This is a genomic window from Collimonas sp. GW821-FHT07E08 (assembly GCF_059418905.1).
This window is the reverse complement of the sequence record NZ_JBWKQR010000007.1, coordinates 141,595-154,842: the sequence shown is the minus strand read 5'-3', so window position 1 is coordinate 154,842 and position 13,248 is coordinate 141,595. Positions and strand designations below refer to the sequence as shown.

General features: G+C 62.0%; 10 protein-coding genes. 7 read left to right on the top strand and 3 right to left on the bottom strand.

What is annotated here, in order from left to right; all coding sequences use genetic code 11:
• The first annotated feature begins 7 nt into the window (after nucleotides 1-7).
• The 4 genes from AC07RZ_RS11075 to AC07RZ_RS11060 all read left to right on the top strand — a co-directional run bounded on the left by AC07RZ_RS11075 (nucleotide 8) and on the right by AC07RZ_RS11060 (nucleotide 4,178).
• Nucleotides 8-1,576 carry a thioredoxin family protein gene (locus AC07RZ_RS11075; protein ID WP_494667960.1) on the top strand — a complete coding sequence of 523 codons (1,569 nt, stop codon included), beginning with the start codon at nucleotides 8-10 and terminating at the stop codon, nucleotides 1,574-1,576.
• Nucleotides 1,577-1,646: 70 nt separating this feature from the next.
• The gene (locus AC07RZ_RS11070; protein WP_494667959.1) at nucleotides 1,647-2,318 is read left to right on the top strand and encodes a glutathione S-transferase; all 672 of its coding nucleotides are present in this window, start codon (nucleotides 1,647-1,649) and stop codon (nucleotides 2,316-2,318) included.
• A 130-nt stretch (nucleotides 2,319-2,448) separates the two neighbouring features.
• A complete protein-coding gene (locus tag AC07RZ_RS11065) occupies nucleotides 2,449-3,942 on the top strand; it encodes an AMP nucleosidase (RefSeq protein ID WP_144740057.1) in 1,494 nt (497 codons plus the stop codon).
• A 5-nt stretch (nucleotides 3,943-3,947) separates the two neighbouring features.
• Nucleotides 3,948-4,178 carry a hypothetical protein gene (locus AC07RZ_RS11060; protein ID WP_494667958.1) on the top strand — a complete coding sequence of 77 codons (231 nt, stop codon included), beginning with the start codon at nucleotides 3,948-3,950 and terminating at the stop codon, nucleotides 4,176-4,178.
• A gap of 3 nt (nucleotides 4,179-4,181) precedes the next feature.
• On the opposite strand, the gene AC07RZ_RS11055 is transcribed toward AC07RZ_RS11060, so the two are convergent.
• Together AC07RZ_RS11055 and AC07RZ_RS11050 are read right to left on the bottom strand one after the other, a co-directional pair.
• A complete protein-coding gene (locus AC07RZ_RS11055) occupies nucleotides 4,182-5,390 on the bottom strand; it encodes a YbfB/YjiJ family MFS transporter (protein ID WP_494667957.1) in 1,209 nt (402 codons plus the stop codon).
• A 17-nt stretch (nucleotides 5,391-5,407) separates the two neighbouring features.
• Nucleotides 5,408-6,481 (bottom strand): NAD(P)H-dependent flavin oxidoreductase, encoded by a 1,074-nt coding sequence (locus AC07RZ_RS11050; RefSeq protein ID WP_494667956.1) that lies wholly within the window; start codon nucleotides 6,479-6,481, stop codon nucleotides 5,408-5,410.
• A gap of 125 nt (nucleotides 6,482-6,606) precedes the next feature.
• Here AC07RZ_RS11050 and AC07RZ_RS11045 point away from each other — a divergent pair, with 125 nt between their 5' ends.
• Nucleotides 6,607-7,482: a LysR substrate-binding domain-containing protein gene (locus tag AC07RZ_RS11045; RefSeq protein ID WP_494667955.1), complete on the top strand. Its 876-nt coding sequence runs from the start codon at nucleotides 6,607-6,609 to the stop codon at nucleotides 7,480-7,482.
• A 17-nt stretch (nucleotides 7,483-7,499) separates the two neighbouring features.
• On the opposite strand, the gene AC07RZ_RS11040 is transcribed toward AC07RZ_RS11045, so the two are convergent.
• Nucleotides 7,500-7,730 (bottom strand): hypothetical protein, encoded by a 231-nt coding sequence (locus tag AC07RZ_RS11040; RefSeq protein ID WP_494668023.1) that lies wholly within the window; start codon nucleotides 7,728-7,730, stop codon nucleotides 7,500-7,502.
• On the opposite strand from AC07RZ_RS11040, the gene AC07RZ_RS11035 reads away from it, so the two are divergent.
• Together AC07RZ_RS11035 and AC07RZ_RS11030 are read left to right on the top strand one after the other, a co-directional pair.
• On the top strand, nucleotides 7,620-8,297 hold the full coding sequence (locus AC07RZ_RS11035) for a transposase (protein WP_494668018.1): 678 nt from the start codon (nucleotides 7,620-7,622) through the stop codon (nucleotides 8,295-8,297). The genes AC07RZ_RS11040 and AC07RZ_RS11035 overlap by 111 nt on opposite strands.
• A 178-nt stretch (nucleotides 8,298-8,475) precedes the next feature.
• Nucleotides 8,476-13,164 carry a glutamate synthase-related protein gene (locus AC07RZ_RS11030; RefSeq protein WP_494667954.1) on the top strand — a complete coding sequence of 1,563 codons (4,689 nt, stop codon included), beginning with the start codon at nucleotides 8,476-8,478 and terminating at the stop codon, nucleotides 13,162-13,164.
• Nucleotides 13,165-13,248 lie beyond the last annotated feature (84 nt).

The following is a 13,248-nucleotide window of genomic DNA, read 5'->3' as shown; positions in this document are numbered from 1 at the left end:
GTACAAGATGAAGACCTTATCCGCCTCCGCCGTTGCCGCAATATTCGCCACGCTGACGTGCGCCGCCCCGGCCTTGGCGCTGGCGGCCGCTGAATCCAAGCCCGCCGCTGCGGCAGCTGCCGACGGCATCGGCTGGTACGACGGCGACGTCGATGCCGCTTTTGCTTTCGCCAAAGCGCATAACAAGCCCTTGTTCCTGTATTGGGGCGCAAGCTGGTGCCCGCCATGCAACCAGGTCAAGGCCACGATTTTCAACCGGCAGGGATTCATCGAGCGCTCGCGGTTTTTTGTACCGGTGCATATCGACGGCGATAGCGCCGGCGCCCAGAAACTCGGCGAGCGCTTCAAGGTGCGCGGCTATCCGACCATGATCCTGTTCAAGCCGGACGGCACCGAAATTACCCGTTTGCCGGGCGAAGTCGACGCCGGCCGCTACCTGCAGACGCTGACGCTCGGCATCAGCGCCAACCGTCCGGTCAAGCAAACCTTGCAGGCCGCGCTCAGCGGCGGCAAGCTGACGGCGGACGAGTGGCGCCTGCTGGCTTACTACTCTTGGGATACCGACGAACAACAGCTGGTCAGCGGCAAGGAGCTGGTGCCTGCCTTGAACAAGCTGGCGGCGGCATGTCCTCCCGGCGACAGCGCCAACCGGCTGGCCTTGAGCGCGCTGGTGGCGGCTGCGACCAAGCCCGGCGATGCCGCAGCCGGCGTCGACAAGACGGCGGCTGCCGCACGCCTGACCAAAGCGGTGAGCGATGTCCATACCGCGCGCGAGAACATGGATATCCTGACCAACTATCCGGCTGACCTGGTGCAGCTGGCGACCGTGCCGAAATCGCCGTCCCGGGCCAAGCTGATCGCCGCCTGGAACAGCGCTGCGCAGCGCTTGTCCGGCGACAGCACACTGTCCAAGACCGATCGCCTGGGGGCGCTGGCGGCGCAAGTGTCGCTGGCGCGCATCGACACTCCGGAAGGCGCGTTGGCGCCGGCTTTGCTGAAAGACGTGCGGCAACGGGTAGCGCAAGCAGATAGCGCCACCACCGATGCCTATGAACGGCAATCGGTGATCAACGCCGGCGCCCATGCCTTGAGCGATGCCGGTTTGCTGGACGATTCGGACAGCTTGCTCAAGGCCGAGCTGAAGCGTTCGCATGCGCCGTATTACTTCATGCTCAGCCTGGCGTCGAACGCCAAGAGGCGCGGCGACAAGAGCGGCGCCGTCAACTGGTATGAACAGGCTTACCAGGCGGCGCAGGGACCGGCGACGCGCCTGCAATGGGGTGTCGCGTACCTGTCGGGTTTGCTGGAACTGGCGCCGCAAGACGAAGGGCGCATAGAAAAGGTCGCGCATGGCGTGCTGCAAGAACTGGGCGGCACCCAGAATGCGTTTTACGAGCGTAACCGTTCGGTGCTGGAGCGCCTCGGGCAAAAACTCAATGCCTGGAATGGCGACGGCAAGCACCAGGCGGTGCTGGGACGACTGCGCCAGCAGCTCGATACGGTGTGCGGCAAGCTGCCGGCGGCCGATGCGCAGCGCGCGACATGCCAGGGTTTGCTGAATCCGACGCGGGTTTAGATCATCGGCGGCAAATCGGTTACGCTAGCGGGATTGCAGTTTTCCCTCCACCTGACCGGGCTTGCCGACCATGATCATCGTTCACCATCTCAACAATTCCCGTTCGCAGCGCGTGCTGTGGCTGCTCGAAGAGCTGGGGCTGGATTATGCAATCAAGCCTTACCAGCGCGATCCGAAAACCATGCTGGCGCCGCTTTCGCTGAAGGCGGTCCATCCCTTGGGAAAATCGCCGGTGATCACCGACGGCGACAACACGATCGCCGAATCCGGCGCGATCATCGAATACCTGGTGCAGCAATACGGCGATGGCCGCCTGGTGCCGGCCGCCGGCAGCAAGGACCGCCTGCGCTACACGTATTGGCTGCATTACGCTGAAGGTTCGGCCATGCCGCCTTTGCTGATGAAGCTGGTCTTCGGCCGCCTGGACCGGCCGCCCATGCCGGCCCTGCTGCGGCCGCTGGCGCGCTCCATTGCTAACGGCGTGCAGCGCAACTACATCGATCCGCAACTCAAGACGCACCTGGATTTCCTGGAAGCCGAGCTGGGCAAATCGACCTGGTTTGCCGGTGAAGAATTCAGCGCCGCCGACATCCAGATGAGCTTCCCGCTGGAAGCGTCGCAATCGCGTGGCGGCCTGGACGCCAGCCGGCCCAGGCTGGCCGCTTTCCTGCAGCGCATCCATGCGCGGCCGGCGTATCAGCGTGCGATAGAAAAGGGCGGCAAGTACGATTTGCTCAAGTAGTGGCATCGGCTTGGCTTTAGTTTCGCAATCTCGCTCCAATCCCAGTAGAATTGAACTGTAAGGTCCGGATAAATATGTCCGGACCATGACGCCAGCGATCCTGGCGTACAGATATCGCTACGGAGATTCAATGTTCCCGACTGAGCAATTCACCGACCCCCATGCCGCCGTCGCCCGCGTGCATGAAATCTATGAGCATCACACCGCCTTGCTGCGCGAGGCTTTCAAGCGTTTTGCCAACGGCGAAGTGATGACCGAGCGGGTGCGCGCCTGCTACCCGTTTGTACGGGTGACCACCGAATTCAACACCCGCGCCGATACCCGCCATTCCTTCGGTTTCGTGTACGGTCCCGGCGTCTACCAGACTACGCTGACGCGGCCGTCGCTGTACACCAATTACCTGGTCAGCCAGTTCAAGCTGCTGCGCGACAACCACGATGTGCCGCTCGAAATCGGCGTCAGCGACATGCCGATCCCGGTGCATTTCGCCTTCCCGGAAGGCATCCATGTCGAGGGCAATCTCGATCCTGACCACTTGCGGACGTTGCCGGATGTGTTCGACCTGCCGAACCTGGCGACCATGGACGACCGCATCGTCAACGGCACGCTGGAAGAACTGCCGGGCGATCCGCATCCGCTGGCTTTGTTTACCGCGCCGCGCATCGATTATTCCCTGCACCGCCTGAAGCACTATACGGCGACCTCGCCCGACCGTTTCCAGCGCTACGTGCTGTTTACCAACTACGCGTTCTACGTCGACGAATTCATCCGCATGGGACGCGAGCTGATGCAAGCCAGCAGCGATCCCGAGCTGCGCGCCTACCGCCAGCAATACACGGCCTTCGTCGAACCGGGCGACCTGACCACCTGGAACGCCAACCTCGACGACCTGCCTGCCGACCGTGCGCTGACCGGCGTCGCGCCGGCGCGCCAGCCGCAGATGCCGGCCTATCATTTGCAGCGGGCCGACGGCTCCGGCATCACGCTGATCAACATCGGCGTCGGTCCCTCGAACGCCAAGACCATCACCGACCATGTGGCGGTGCTGCGTCCGCACGGCTGGATCATGCTGGGCCATTGCGCCGGCCTGTCGACCTCGCAGCGCATGGGCGACTACGTCCTGGCGCACGCTTATGTGCGCGACGATCACGTGCTGGACGACGACTTGCCCCTGTGGGTGCCGGTGCCGGCGCTGGCCGAGGTGCAGCTGGCCCTGCAGGATGCAGTGGCTGCCATCACCCAGCTGGAAGGATATGAACTCAAGCGCATCATGCGCACCGGCACGGTAGCGTCTATCGATGACCGCAACTGGGAGCTGCGCGACCACCGCAAGCCTCTGCTGCGCTTCAATCAAAGCCGGGCGATTGCGCTGGACATGGAAAGCGCGACGGTGGCCGCCAACGGTTTCCGCTTCCGGGTTCCTTACGGCACCTTGCTGTGCGTCTCGGACAAGCCCTTGCATGGCGAAATCAAACTGCCCGGCATGGCCAACCGTTTCTATGAACAGCGCGTCAACCAGCATCTGAAGATCGGCATCAAGGCGCTCGAACTGCTGCGCCATCAAGGCGTCGAGCAGCTGCACAGCCGCAAGCTGCGCAGCTTCAGCGAACCTGCGTTCCGCTGATCGCAGTGCCTACCGTCATCAGGCACAGGAAGACCAGGATAGTGACGCTGGCTGCAGGTGAAGCAATCGCCGACCATTGCCGCGCCGGCGATATCGTCCTGGTGCAGGACGACGCCGACTGGTGGACGCATTTCGTCGGCGAGGACGGCGCAGTCGACAGTTACGATCAGCCGTTCCCTAGCTATAACAAGGCGCTCTGGACGGCCAAGGCGGCCGCCGAATTTTCCGGGGAGTAGGCGTCAGGCGGCCGGTTTGCCGCGGTACCTGTACATCGCGCCCAGCAAGGCGGCGCCGGCCAGCAGCGCCAGCGCCGCCGTGCCCAGCGACGAGCTGAAATTGCCGCTGCCTTGCACTAGGCGCGTCGCCAGCGGCGGCCCGATGATTTGTCCCACGCCATAGGTTGCGGTCAGCAATCCCATCAGGCTGCGTGCGTGGTCGCCGCGCAGGCGGCGGGCGTCGCGCATCGCAAATAAGGTAATCGCGGTGAACGGCAAGCCGAGCAAGATGCTGCCCAGCGCAAAACCGGCCACGCTCGGAGAGGCCAGGCCGATCAGGATGCCGCATGCTTGAAGCAGGTAACAAGCGGCGAGCAGCAAACGATTGTCCCAGTGCGTCGGCAACCGGGTCGCCAGCAAGGCGCCGATGGCGACGCAGATGCCGAACAGGGGCCAGAACAGATCCGGCCAGTTCGAGCTCGGCAGCGCCTGGCGTGCGATCACCGGCAGGAAGGTGGCGGTGATGATGTAGCCGAAGCCGGCCAGCGCATAAGCGAGGATCAGGCCGCGCGTCTGGCGCACCACCTGGGCCGGCTCCAGTCCATGCGCTGCCGGCGACGGCGCGCCCGCCGTAGCTGTCGATCCCGAGAAGGTGGACCATACCAGCGCGGTCAATATCAAGGCCAGCAAGCCGTACAGCAGCCAGCCATGTTCAGCGCGCCAATGCTGGTTCACCATGGCGCTGGTCGCCAGCCCGGTGATCAGGATGCCGAGGCCGGGACCGCAATAAATGACGCCGCCCAAAGCCGGCGCCTGCAATTGCGCCAGGCGTTGCAAACACCAGCCGGATGCGAACACGAACACACAGGCGCTGGCAATGCCCGCCAGCGTGCGCAGCAGCAGCCATAGCATGGGCGACTGCAGCACTCCCATTGCCAATGTCAGCAGCACCGTGCTGGCCAGCCCGATCTTGATGCCGCGGGTGGCGTTGACCCGCAGCACCATGCAGAGCAGGGCGCCGATCAGGTAGCCGATATAGTTGGCGGTGGCCAGCCAACCGCCGGCGGCCAGGTCGATCACGCCATCGTGCAGCATCATCGGCAGCAGCGGCGTGAAGGCGAAGCGGCCGATGCCCATCGCCACCGCCAGGGCCAGCAATCCGGCCAGCGCTATGCGCCAGGCCGCTCGTCCCTGGTCTGTCTGGGTTGCTGTGGCTTGCAGGTCTTTACTCAAGTGATTTCTTTCCGCGGTTAGCGATCGCCTGCCGCTTGCAGTTCAGCGGCCAGTGTAGCCACCAATTGCGCTGCCGGCATGGGGCGCGTCATCGCTACTCCCTGGCCAGCCCATAGCGACATGAATTCCGGACGGCCTTGTTTGGCTGCAGCCTGGCGGATTTCGCCGCTCAGTGCATTCTGGACCGGGTAAACCGGCAACGTACTTTCATGCGGCCGCATCTGTTCCATGAACGTATTGACGATGCCGCGCGCGTACCTGCCCGAGAAACTGCGGGTCATGCGCGTGCTGTCGTCTTTGGCGTTCGCCAGCTGCTCGCGCCAGGCCGGCGCGATGCCGGATTCCGGACTCGCCAGGAAGGCCGTGCCAAGCTGCGCCGCTTGCGCGCCCAGCAGCAGGGACGCAGCGATGCCTTTGCCATCCATGATGCCGCCGGCTGCGATCACGGGCACTTTGATTGCGGCAGCGACTTGCGGAATCAAGGTCATCAGGCCGATGCAGGATTGCTCGATATCGCCCAGGAAAGTCGCGCGGTGGCCGCCTGCTTCGCCGCCCTGGACGCAGACGAAATCGGCGCCGGCCTGTTCCCACGCTTGTGCTTCGGCGACGCTGGTGGCGGTGCCGATGACTTTGCAGCCCTTGCGCTGGAACTGCGCCACCGTAGTTGCATCGAGTATGCCGAAGGTAAAGCTGACCACCGGCGGCGCAGCTTCCAGCAGCGCCGCCAGCTGGTCTTGGAAGTTTTCGCTGAATTTTTGCGGCGATGCCGCCGGACCGAGGCCGAGCGCGGTGCGGAACGGCAGCAGCAGGGCTTGCGCCGCTTCGATTTCGGCCTGGCTTGGCTGGACCGGTTCGAGGATGAACAAATTGACGTTGAACGGCTGCGGCGTCAGCGTGCGGATTTTTTTCACGGCTTCAATGATCGCCGCCGGCGACAGCAGGGCGGCCGCGAACGAACCCAGGCCGCCGGCATTGCTGACCGCAGTCACTAGTTCAATCGGCGAACCGCCGTTCATCGGCCCTTGCACGATCGGGTAACGGATGCCGAGCGCAGTCGTGAATGTTTCCGGATTTCTATTGGCGGCAGTCATGTTGATATTCCTGGTAACGGGTAAAGATGGCATTGCTTACAGTCGGTATGGCTCATGCTACCTTGACAGGATCATTCTGAAAAATGAATAATAAAAATATTACCCATCTTAAAATGAGATGAATTATGGATTTACTATCTCTTGAAATTTTTCGCACCGTAGTGCGGGAAGGCGGCATCACGCGCGCGGCCGAGCAATTGCACCGGGTGCAGTCGAATGTGACCACGCGCATACGCCAGCTGGAAACTTCATTGGGCGTGCCTCTGTTTTCACGCAATAACAAGCGCCTGGTGCTGACGCCGGCCGGCGAGACCTTGCTCGGTTATGCCGAGCGCCTGCTGAACCTGGCCGGCGAAGCGCGCGAGGCGGTCCAGCCCGCGGTGCCGCAAGGACGCCTGCGCATCGGCTCGATGGAAAGCACCGCCGCCAGCCGTTTGCCGCTGCCCCTGGCCCGTTTCCACCAGGAATGGCCGGCAGTGCAACTGGAGCTCAGCACCGGCGCCACCCAGCAGCTGATAGACCGGGTCCGGGCGTTTACCCTGGACGCCGCCCTGGTCGCCGGCCCGCTGGATGATCCCTTGTTCGAGATGCTGCCCCTGTACGCAGAAGAACTGGTGGTGCTGGCCGCCCGCAACCATCCGCCGATTACCAGCCCCGACGATGTGCAAAGCCGCACCCTGGTCGCCTTCGAACACGGCTGCGCCTACCGCCGCCACGCCGAAAACTGGCTAGCCTCAGGCAGCATCCCCGGCCGCCGCCCGGACCGCATCCTGGAACTGGGCTCCTACCACGCCATGCTGGCCTGCGTCGCCGCCGGCGCCGGCATCGCCCTGGCCCCCCGGTCCGTCCTTGAACTGCACAACAACACCCAAAGCCTGGCCACCTACCCAATCGGCCCCGCAGGCCAAGTCACCACCTACCTGATCCGCCGCCACGACTACACCTCCCCAGCCTTCGACGCCCTAAGCCAGATCCTGCAAACCGAAGCCGCCAACAATTAGGGTCAGAGTCAAATTGTTTAAGGCAAATCAAATAGGGTCAGAGTCGAATTATTCGATAAAATGCGGACATCATCAGATAACCCTTTTCTGCCATGGCTCGCCTGCCTCGACTCGTCATTCCCAACCAGCCGCATCACTTGATACAGCGTGGCGTTGATCGCCAGGCAATATTCCGCGAGACGGAAGATTATGTAAACTTCCTTGCCCGCTTGCGCGAAGCCGCCAAGCAATACAGGGTGGCTATCCACGCTTATGTGCTGATGACCAACCACGTGCATTTGCTGGCAACACCTGCCGATGCGGAGGGTTTGGCCAGGATGATGCAGTGGGTAGGGCGCTTCTATGTGCCTTATTTCAATCAGAAATACGGCCGTGTCGGGACTTTGTGGCAAGGACGCTACAGGGCTGCGGTGATAGATTCGGAGCCTTATTTCATGTTGTGCAGCTGCTACATCGACCAGAATCCGGTGCGCGCAGGCATCGTTGCAACGGCTGGCGAGTATCCGTGGTCGAGCTATCTACACCATGTCGGCGTCAAGGCGGATCCCCTGGTGGTGGACCACGCCTTGTACTGGGCGCTGGGCAATACACCCTTCGATCGCGAAGCTGCCTATAAGCAGATGGTAGAGCAAGCACTCACATCCGACCAGGTGCGCCAACTGGCGGATGCTACCAACAAGGGCTGGCCGCTGGGTACGGAAAAATTTAAATCAAGCCTGGAAAAACAGGGCAATCTCAGGGTGCGCCCAGCCAAACGCGGGCGCCCCTTCAAGACTCCGGCTGATGTCACGGATCCGTCGGCCGGGCATAAATAAAAAATTAACTGTAGGACAAGCAAGCCATCAAATGCACCAAATTGACTCTGTCCCTATTTAATTTTGGTGCAAAATTTAATCTGAATAATTTGACTCTGACCCTAATTGTTTTGATTGAAGTCTGGATCTGTCTGCACTATTCTTAATATCCTTACTCTCAAAGTGGTGGAGCAACGTTATGCATGCGCAAGGTTTATACGATCCGGCTAATGAACATGATGCCTGTGGCGTCGGGTTTATTGCTCACATCAAAGGCAACAAGAGCCACTCCGTCATTGAGCAGGGTCTGCTGATCCTGAAGAATCTCGATCATCGGGGCGCGGTCGGGGCGGATAAGCTGATGGGCGATGGCGCCGGGATCCTGATCCAGGTGCCGGACCAGTTCTATCGCGAAGAGATGGCGAAGCTGGGCGTGATCTTGCCGCCGCCGGGCGAATTCGGCGTCGGCATGGTGTTCTTGCCAAAAGAGAATGCTTCGCGCATTGCCTGCGAACAGGAAATCGAACGCGCGGTGCTGGCTGAAGGCCAGGTCGTGCTGGGCTGGCGCGATGTGCCGGTGGATATCGACATGCCGATGTCGCCTACCGTGCGCGACAAGGAACCGGTGATCCGCCAGATTTTCATCGGCCGCGGCCCGGACATCATGGTGACCGATGCGCTCGAGCGCAAGCTGTATGTGATCCGCAAATCCTCCGGCCACGCGATCCAGGCGCTGAACCTCCTGCACGGCAAGGAATTCTTCGTGCCGTCGATGTCGGCGCGTACCGTGGTCTACAAAGGCTTGCTGCTGGCGGACCAGGTCGGCGTCTATTACAAGGACCTGCAGGATCCGCGCTGCTTGTCGGCGCTGGCGCTGGTCCACCAGCGTTTCTCCACCAATACTTTCCCTGAATGGCCGCTGGCCCACCCGTATCGCCTGCTGGCGCACAACGGCGAAATCAACACCGTCAAGGGCAACTTCAACTGGATGCGCGCCCGCGAAGGCGTGATGAAGTCGCATGTGCTGGGCGACGACCTGAAGAAACTGTTCCCGCTGATCTATGAAGGCCAGTCCGACACAGCCTGTTTCGACAATGCGCTGGAACTGCTGCTGATGTCCGGTTATCCGATCGCGCAAGCGATGATGATGATGATCCCGGAAGCGTGGGAAAACCATGCCACCATGGATGACAACCGCCGCGCTTTCTACGAATACCATGCAGCGATGATGGAGCCATGGGACGGCCCGGCGGCGATGGCGTTCACCGACGGCCGCCATATCGGCGGCACCCTGGACCGCAACGGCCTGCGTCCGGCGCGTTACATCGTCACCGACGACGACTTCGTGGTGATGGCGTCGGAATCCGGCGTACTGCCGATCCCGGAATCCAAGATCATCCAGAAGTGGCGCCTGCAGCCAGGCAAGATGTTCCTGATCGACCTCGACGCCGGCCGCATCATCGACGACAAGGAATTGAAAGACACCTTCGCCAACGCCAAGCCATACAAGCAATGGATTGAATCGGTGCGGGTCAAGCTGGACGAGTTGAAATCGGAGCCGTCCGAGTCCGGTTCGACCATCCCGCTGCTGGACCGCCAGCAGCTGTTCGGCTACACCCAGGAAGACATCAAGTTCCTGATGTCGCCGATGGCGGCCGCCGCTGAAGAAGCGATCGGCTCCATGGGCAACGACTCGCCGCTGGCGGTCATGTCCAACAAGAACAAGACGCTGTACCACTACTTCAAGCAGTTGTTCGCGCAGGTCACCAACCCTCCTATCGATCCGATCCGGGAAGCCATGGTGATGTCGCTGGTGTCCTTCATCGGACCGAAGCCGAACATGCTGGACACCAACAACATCAACCCGCCGATGCGGCTCGAAGTCACGCAGCCGATCCTGAACTACGACGATATCGCCAAGCTGCGCAACATCGGCGCCCACACCGGCGGCAAGTTCAAGTCGCACGAGCTGAACATCTGCTATCCGGTGGCCTGGGGCAAGGAAGGCATCGAAGCGCGCCTGGCGTCGCTGTGCGCCAAGGCGGTCGATGCGGTCAAGTCCGGCCATAACATCCTGATCGTGTCGGACCGCAAGGTCGATGCCGAGCAGGTGGCGATTCCGGCATTGCTGGCGACGTCTGCGATTCACCAGCATCTGGTGAGCAAGGGCCTGCGCACTTCAACCGGCCTGGTAGTCGAGACCGGCTCCGCGCGCGAGACGCATCACTTCGCACTGCTGGCGGGTTACGGCGCCGAAGCCATCCATCCCTACCTGGCGATGGATACGCTGACGGAACTTGCGCACGGCCTGCCGGGCGCGCTGTCGCCGGAAAAGGCGATCTACAACTTCCAGAAGGCGATCGGCAAGGGCTTGCTGAAAGTCATGTCGAAGATGGGCATTTCGACCTACATGTCGTATTGCGGCGCGCAGATTTTCGAAGCGATCGGCCTCAACAAGAGCATGACCCAGAAGTACTTCAAGGGCACATCGTCGAATGTCGAAGGCATAGGCGTATTTGAAGTGGCGGAAGAAGCCTTGCGCCTGCATCGCGCCGCGTTCAGCGACGATCCGGTGCTGGCCAACGCGCTCGACGCCGGCGGCGAATATGCATTCCGTATCCGCGGTGAAGAACACATGTGGACGCCGGACGCGATCGCCAAGCTGCAGCACTCGACGCGCGCCAACAACTTCAACAGCTATAAAGAATACGCGCAGCTGATCAACGACCAGTCCAAGCGCCACATGACCTTGCGCGGTCTGTTTGAATTCAAGATCGATCCAAGCAAGGCGATCCCATTGGATGAAGTCGAGCCGGCCAAGGAAATCGTCAAGCGTTTCGCTACCGGCGCGATGTCGCTCGGTTCGATTTCGACGGAGGCGCACGCCACGCTGGCGGTGGCGATGAACCGCATCGGCGGCAAGTCCAACACGGGTGAAGGCGGCGAGGACGAGAACCGCTATCGCCAGGAATTGAAGGGCATCCCGATCAAGCAGGGCGAAACGCTGGCATCGGTGATCGGCAAGGATCGTATCGAAGTCGATATTCCGTTGCAGGCCGGCGATTCGCTGCGTTCGCGCATCAAGCAGGTGGCCTCCGGCCGTTTCGGCGTCACCGCGGAATACCTGATTTCGGCTGACCAGATCCAGATCAAGATGGCGCAAGGCGCCAAGCCGGGCGAGGGCGGCCAGCTGCCAGGCCACAAGGTATCCGAATACATCGCCAAGCTGCGTTTCTCGGTGCCTGGCGTCGGGCTGATTTCGCCGCCGCCGCACCATGACATCTATTCGATCGAAGACCTGGCGCAGCTGATCCACGACCTGAAGAACGTCAATCCGCGCGCTTCGATTTCGGTCAAGCTGGTGTCGGAAGTCGGCGTCGGCACCGTGGCGGCGGGCGTCGCCAAGGCCAAGTCGGACCACGTGGTGATCGCCGGCCACGATGGCGGCACCGGCGCCTCGCCTTTGTCGTCGATCAAGCATGCCGGCTCGCCTTGGGAACTGGGCCTGGCGGAAACCCAGCAAACGCTGGTGCTGAACGGCTTGCGCAACCGTATCCGGGTCCAGGCCGACGGCCAGATGAAGACCGGCCGCGACGTCGTGATCGGCGCCTTGCTGGGCGCCGATGAATTCGGTTTCGCCACCGCGCCGCTGGTGGTCGAAGGCTGCATCATGATGCGCAAATGCCACCTGAACACCTGCCCGGTCGGCGTTGCCACGCAAGATCCGGTGCTGCGCGCCAAGTTCTCCGGCAAGCCTGAGCATGTGGTCAACTTCTTCTTCTTCATCGCCGAAGAAGTGCGCCAGATCATGGCGTCGCTGGGCATCCGCAGTTTCAATGAACTGATCGGCCGCGCCGACCTGCTCGACAAATCGCGGGCGATCACGCACTGGAAAGCACAAGGCCTGGATTTCAGCCGCATTTTCTACCAGCCGGCATTGCCTGAAGGCGGCGTGTATTACCACACCGAAGAACAGGACCACGGCCTCGACCGGGCGCTGGACCACAAGCTGATTGGACAAGCCAAGGCGGCGCTGGACAAGGGCGAGCGCGTCTCGTTCATCTCGCCGATCAAGAACCTGAACCGCACCGTCGGCGCCATGCTGTCTGGCGAAGTGGCAAAAAAATACGGTCACGAAGGCCTGCCCGACGACACCATCCACATCCAGCTGCAGGGCACCGCAGGCCAGTCGGCAGGCGCGTTCCTGGCGCATGGCGTGACGCTGGACCTGGTTGGCGAGGGCAATGACTATGTCGGCAAGGGCTTGTCGGGCGGCCGCATCATTGTGCGTCCGAACACCGAGTTCCGCGGCCGCGCGGTCGACAACATCATCGCCGGCAACACGGTGCTGTACGGCGCCATCGCCGGCGAGGCTTTCCTCAACGGCGTTGCCGGCGAACGCTTCGCGGTGCGCAACTCCGGCGCGATCGCAGTGGTTGAAGGCACCGGCGACCATGGCTGCGAATACATGACCGGCGGCACGGTAGTGGTGCTGGGCGAAACCGGCCGCAACTTCGGCGCCGGCATGTCTGGCGGCCTGGCTTATGTCTACGATCCGGACGGCACGTTTGCTGCGCAATGCAATATGGCGATGGTGACGCTGGAGCCGGTGCTGAGCCAGGGCGAGCAGGAAGCCACGATCGATAAGGCGATCTGGCACAGCATGGCGCGCGGCGGCGAAGTGCAGGCTGACGAGGCGATCCTGAAAGGATTGATCGAACGCCACTTCAAGTACACAGGCAGCACCCGCGCCCGCAACCTGCTGGACAACTGGGTTGCCTCGCGCAGCAAATTCGTCAAGGTGTTCCCGACCGAGTACAAGCGGGCGCTGGGCGAGTTGAACGCGGTGCGCAGCACCACCCCAGCCAAGGAAAAAGTCGCCGCGTAATCGACAGATTGCGTAACCGTCAGCCAAGTAACGATAAGGATCGCCGCCGGTCTGGAACACAAGACCGCGGTGGATCCTGCAGCT

What these genes read in the sequence shown, in the direction of transcription:
- AC07RZ_RS11075 (WP_494667960.1), top strand. Translation starts at nt 8, where the DNA reads ATGAAGACCTTATCCGCCTCCGCCGTTGCCGCAATATTCGCCACGCTG.
- AC07RZ_RS11050 (WP_494667956.1), bottom strand. Translation starts at nt 6,481, where the DNA reads ATGACTGCCGCCAATAGAAATCCGGAAACATTCACGACTGCGCTCGGC.
- AC07RZ_RS11045 (WP_494667955.1), top strand. Translation starts at nt 6,607, where the DNA reads ATGGATTTACTATCTCTTGAAATTTTTCGCACCGTAGTGCGGGAAGGC.
- AC07RZ_RS11030 (WP_494667954.1), top strand. Translation starts at nt 8,476, where the DNA reads ATGCATGCGCAAGGTTTATACGATCCGGCTAATGAACATGATGCCTGT.
- AC07RZ_RS11065 (WP_144740057.1), top strand. Translation starts at nt 2,449, where the DNA reads ATGTTCCCGACTGAGCAATTCACCGACCCCCATGCCGCCGTCGCCCGC.
- AC07RZ_RS11070 (WP_494667959.1), top strand. Translation starts at nt 1,647, where the DNA reads ATGATCATCGTTCACCATCTCAACAATTCCCGTTCGCAGCGCGTGCTG.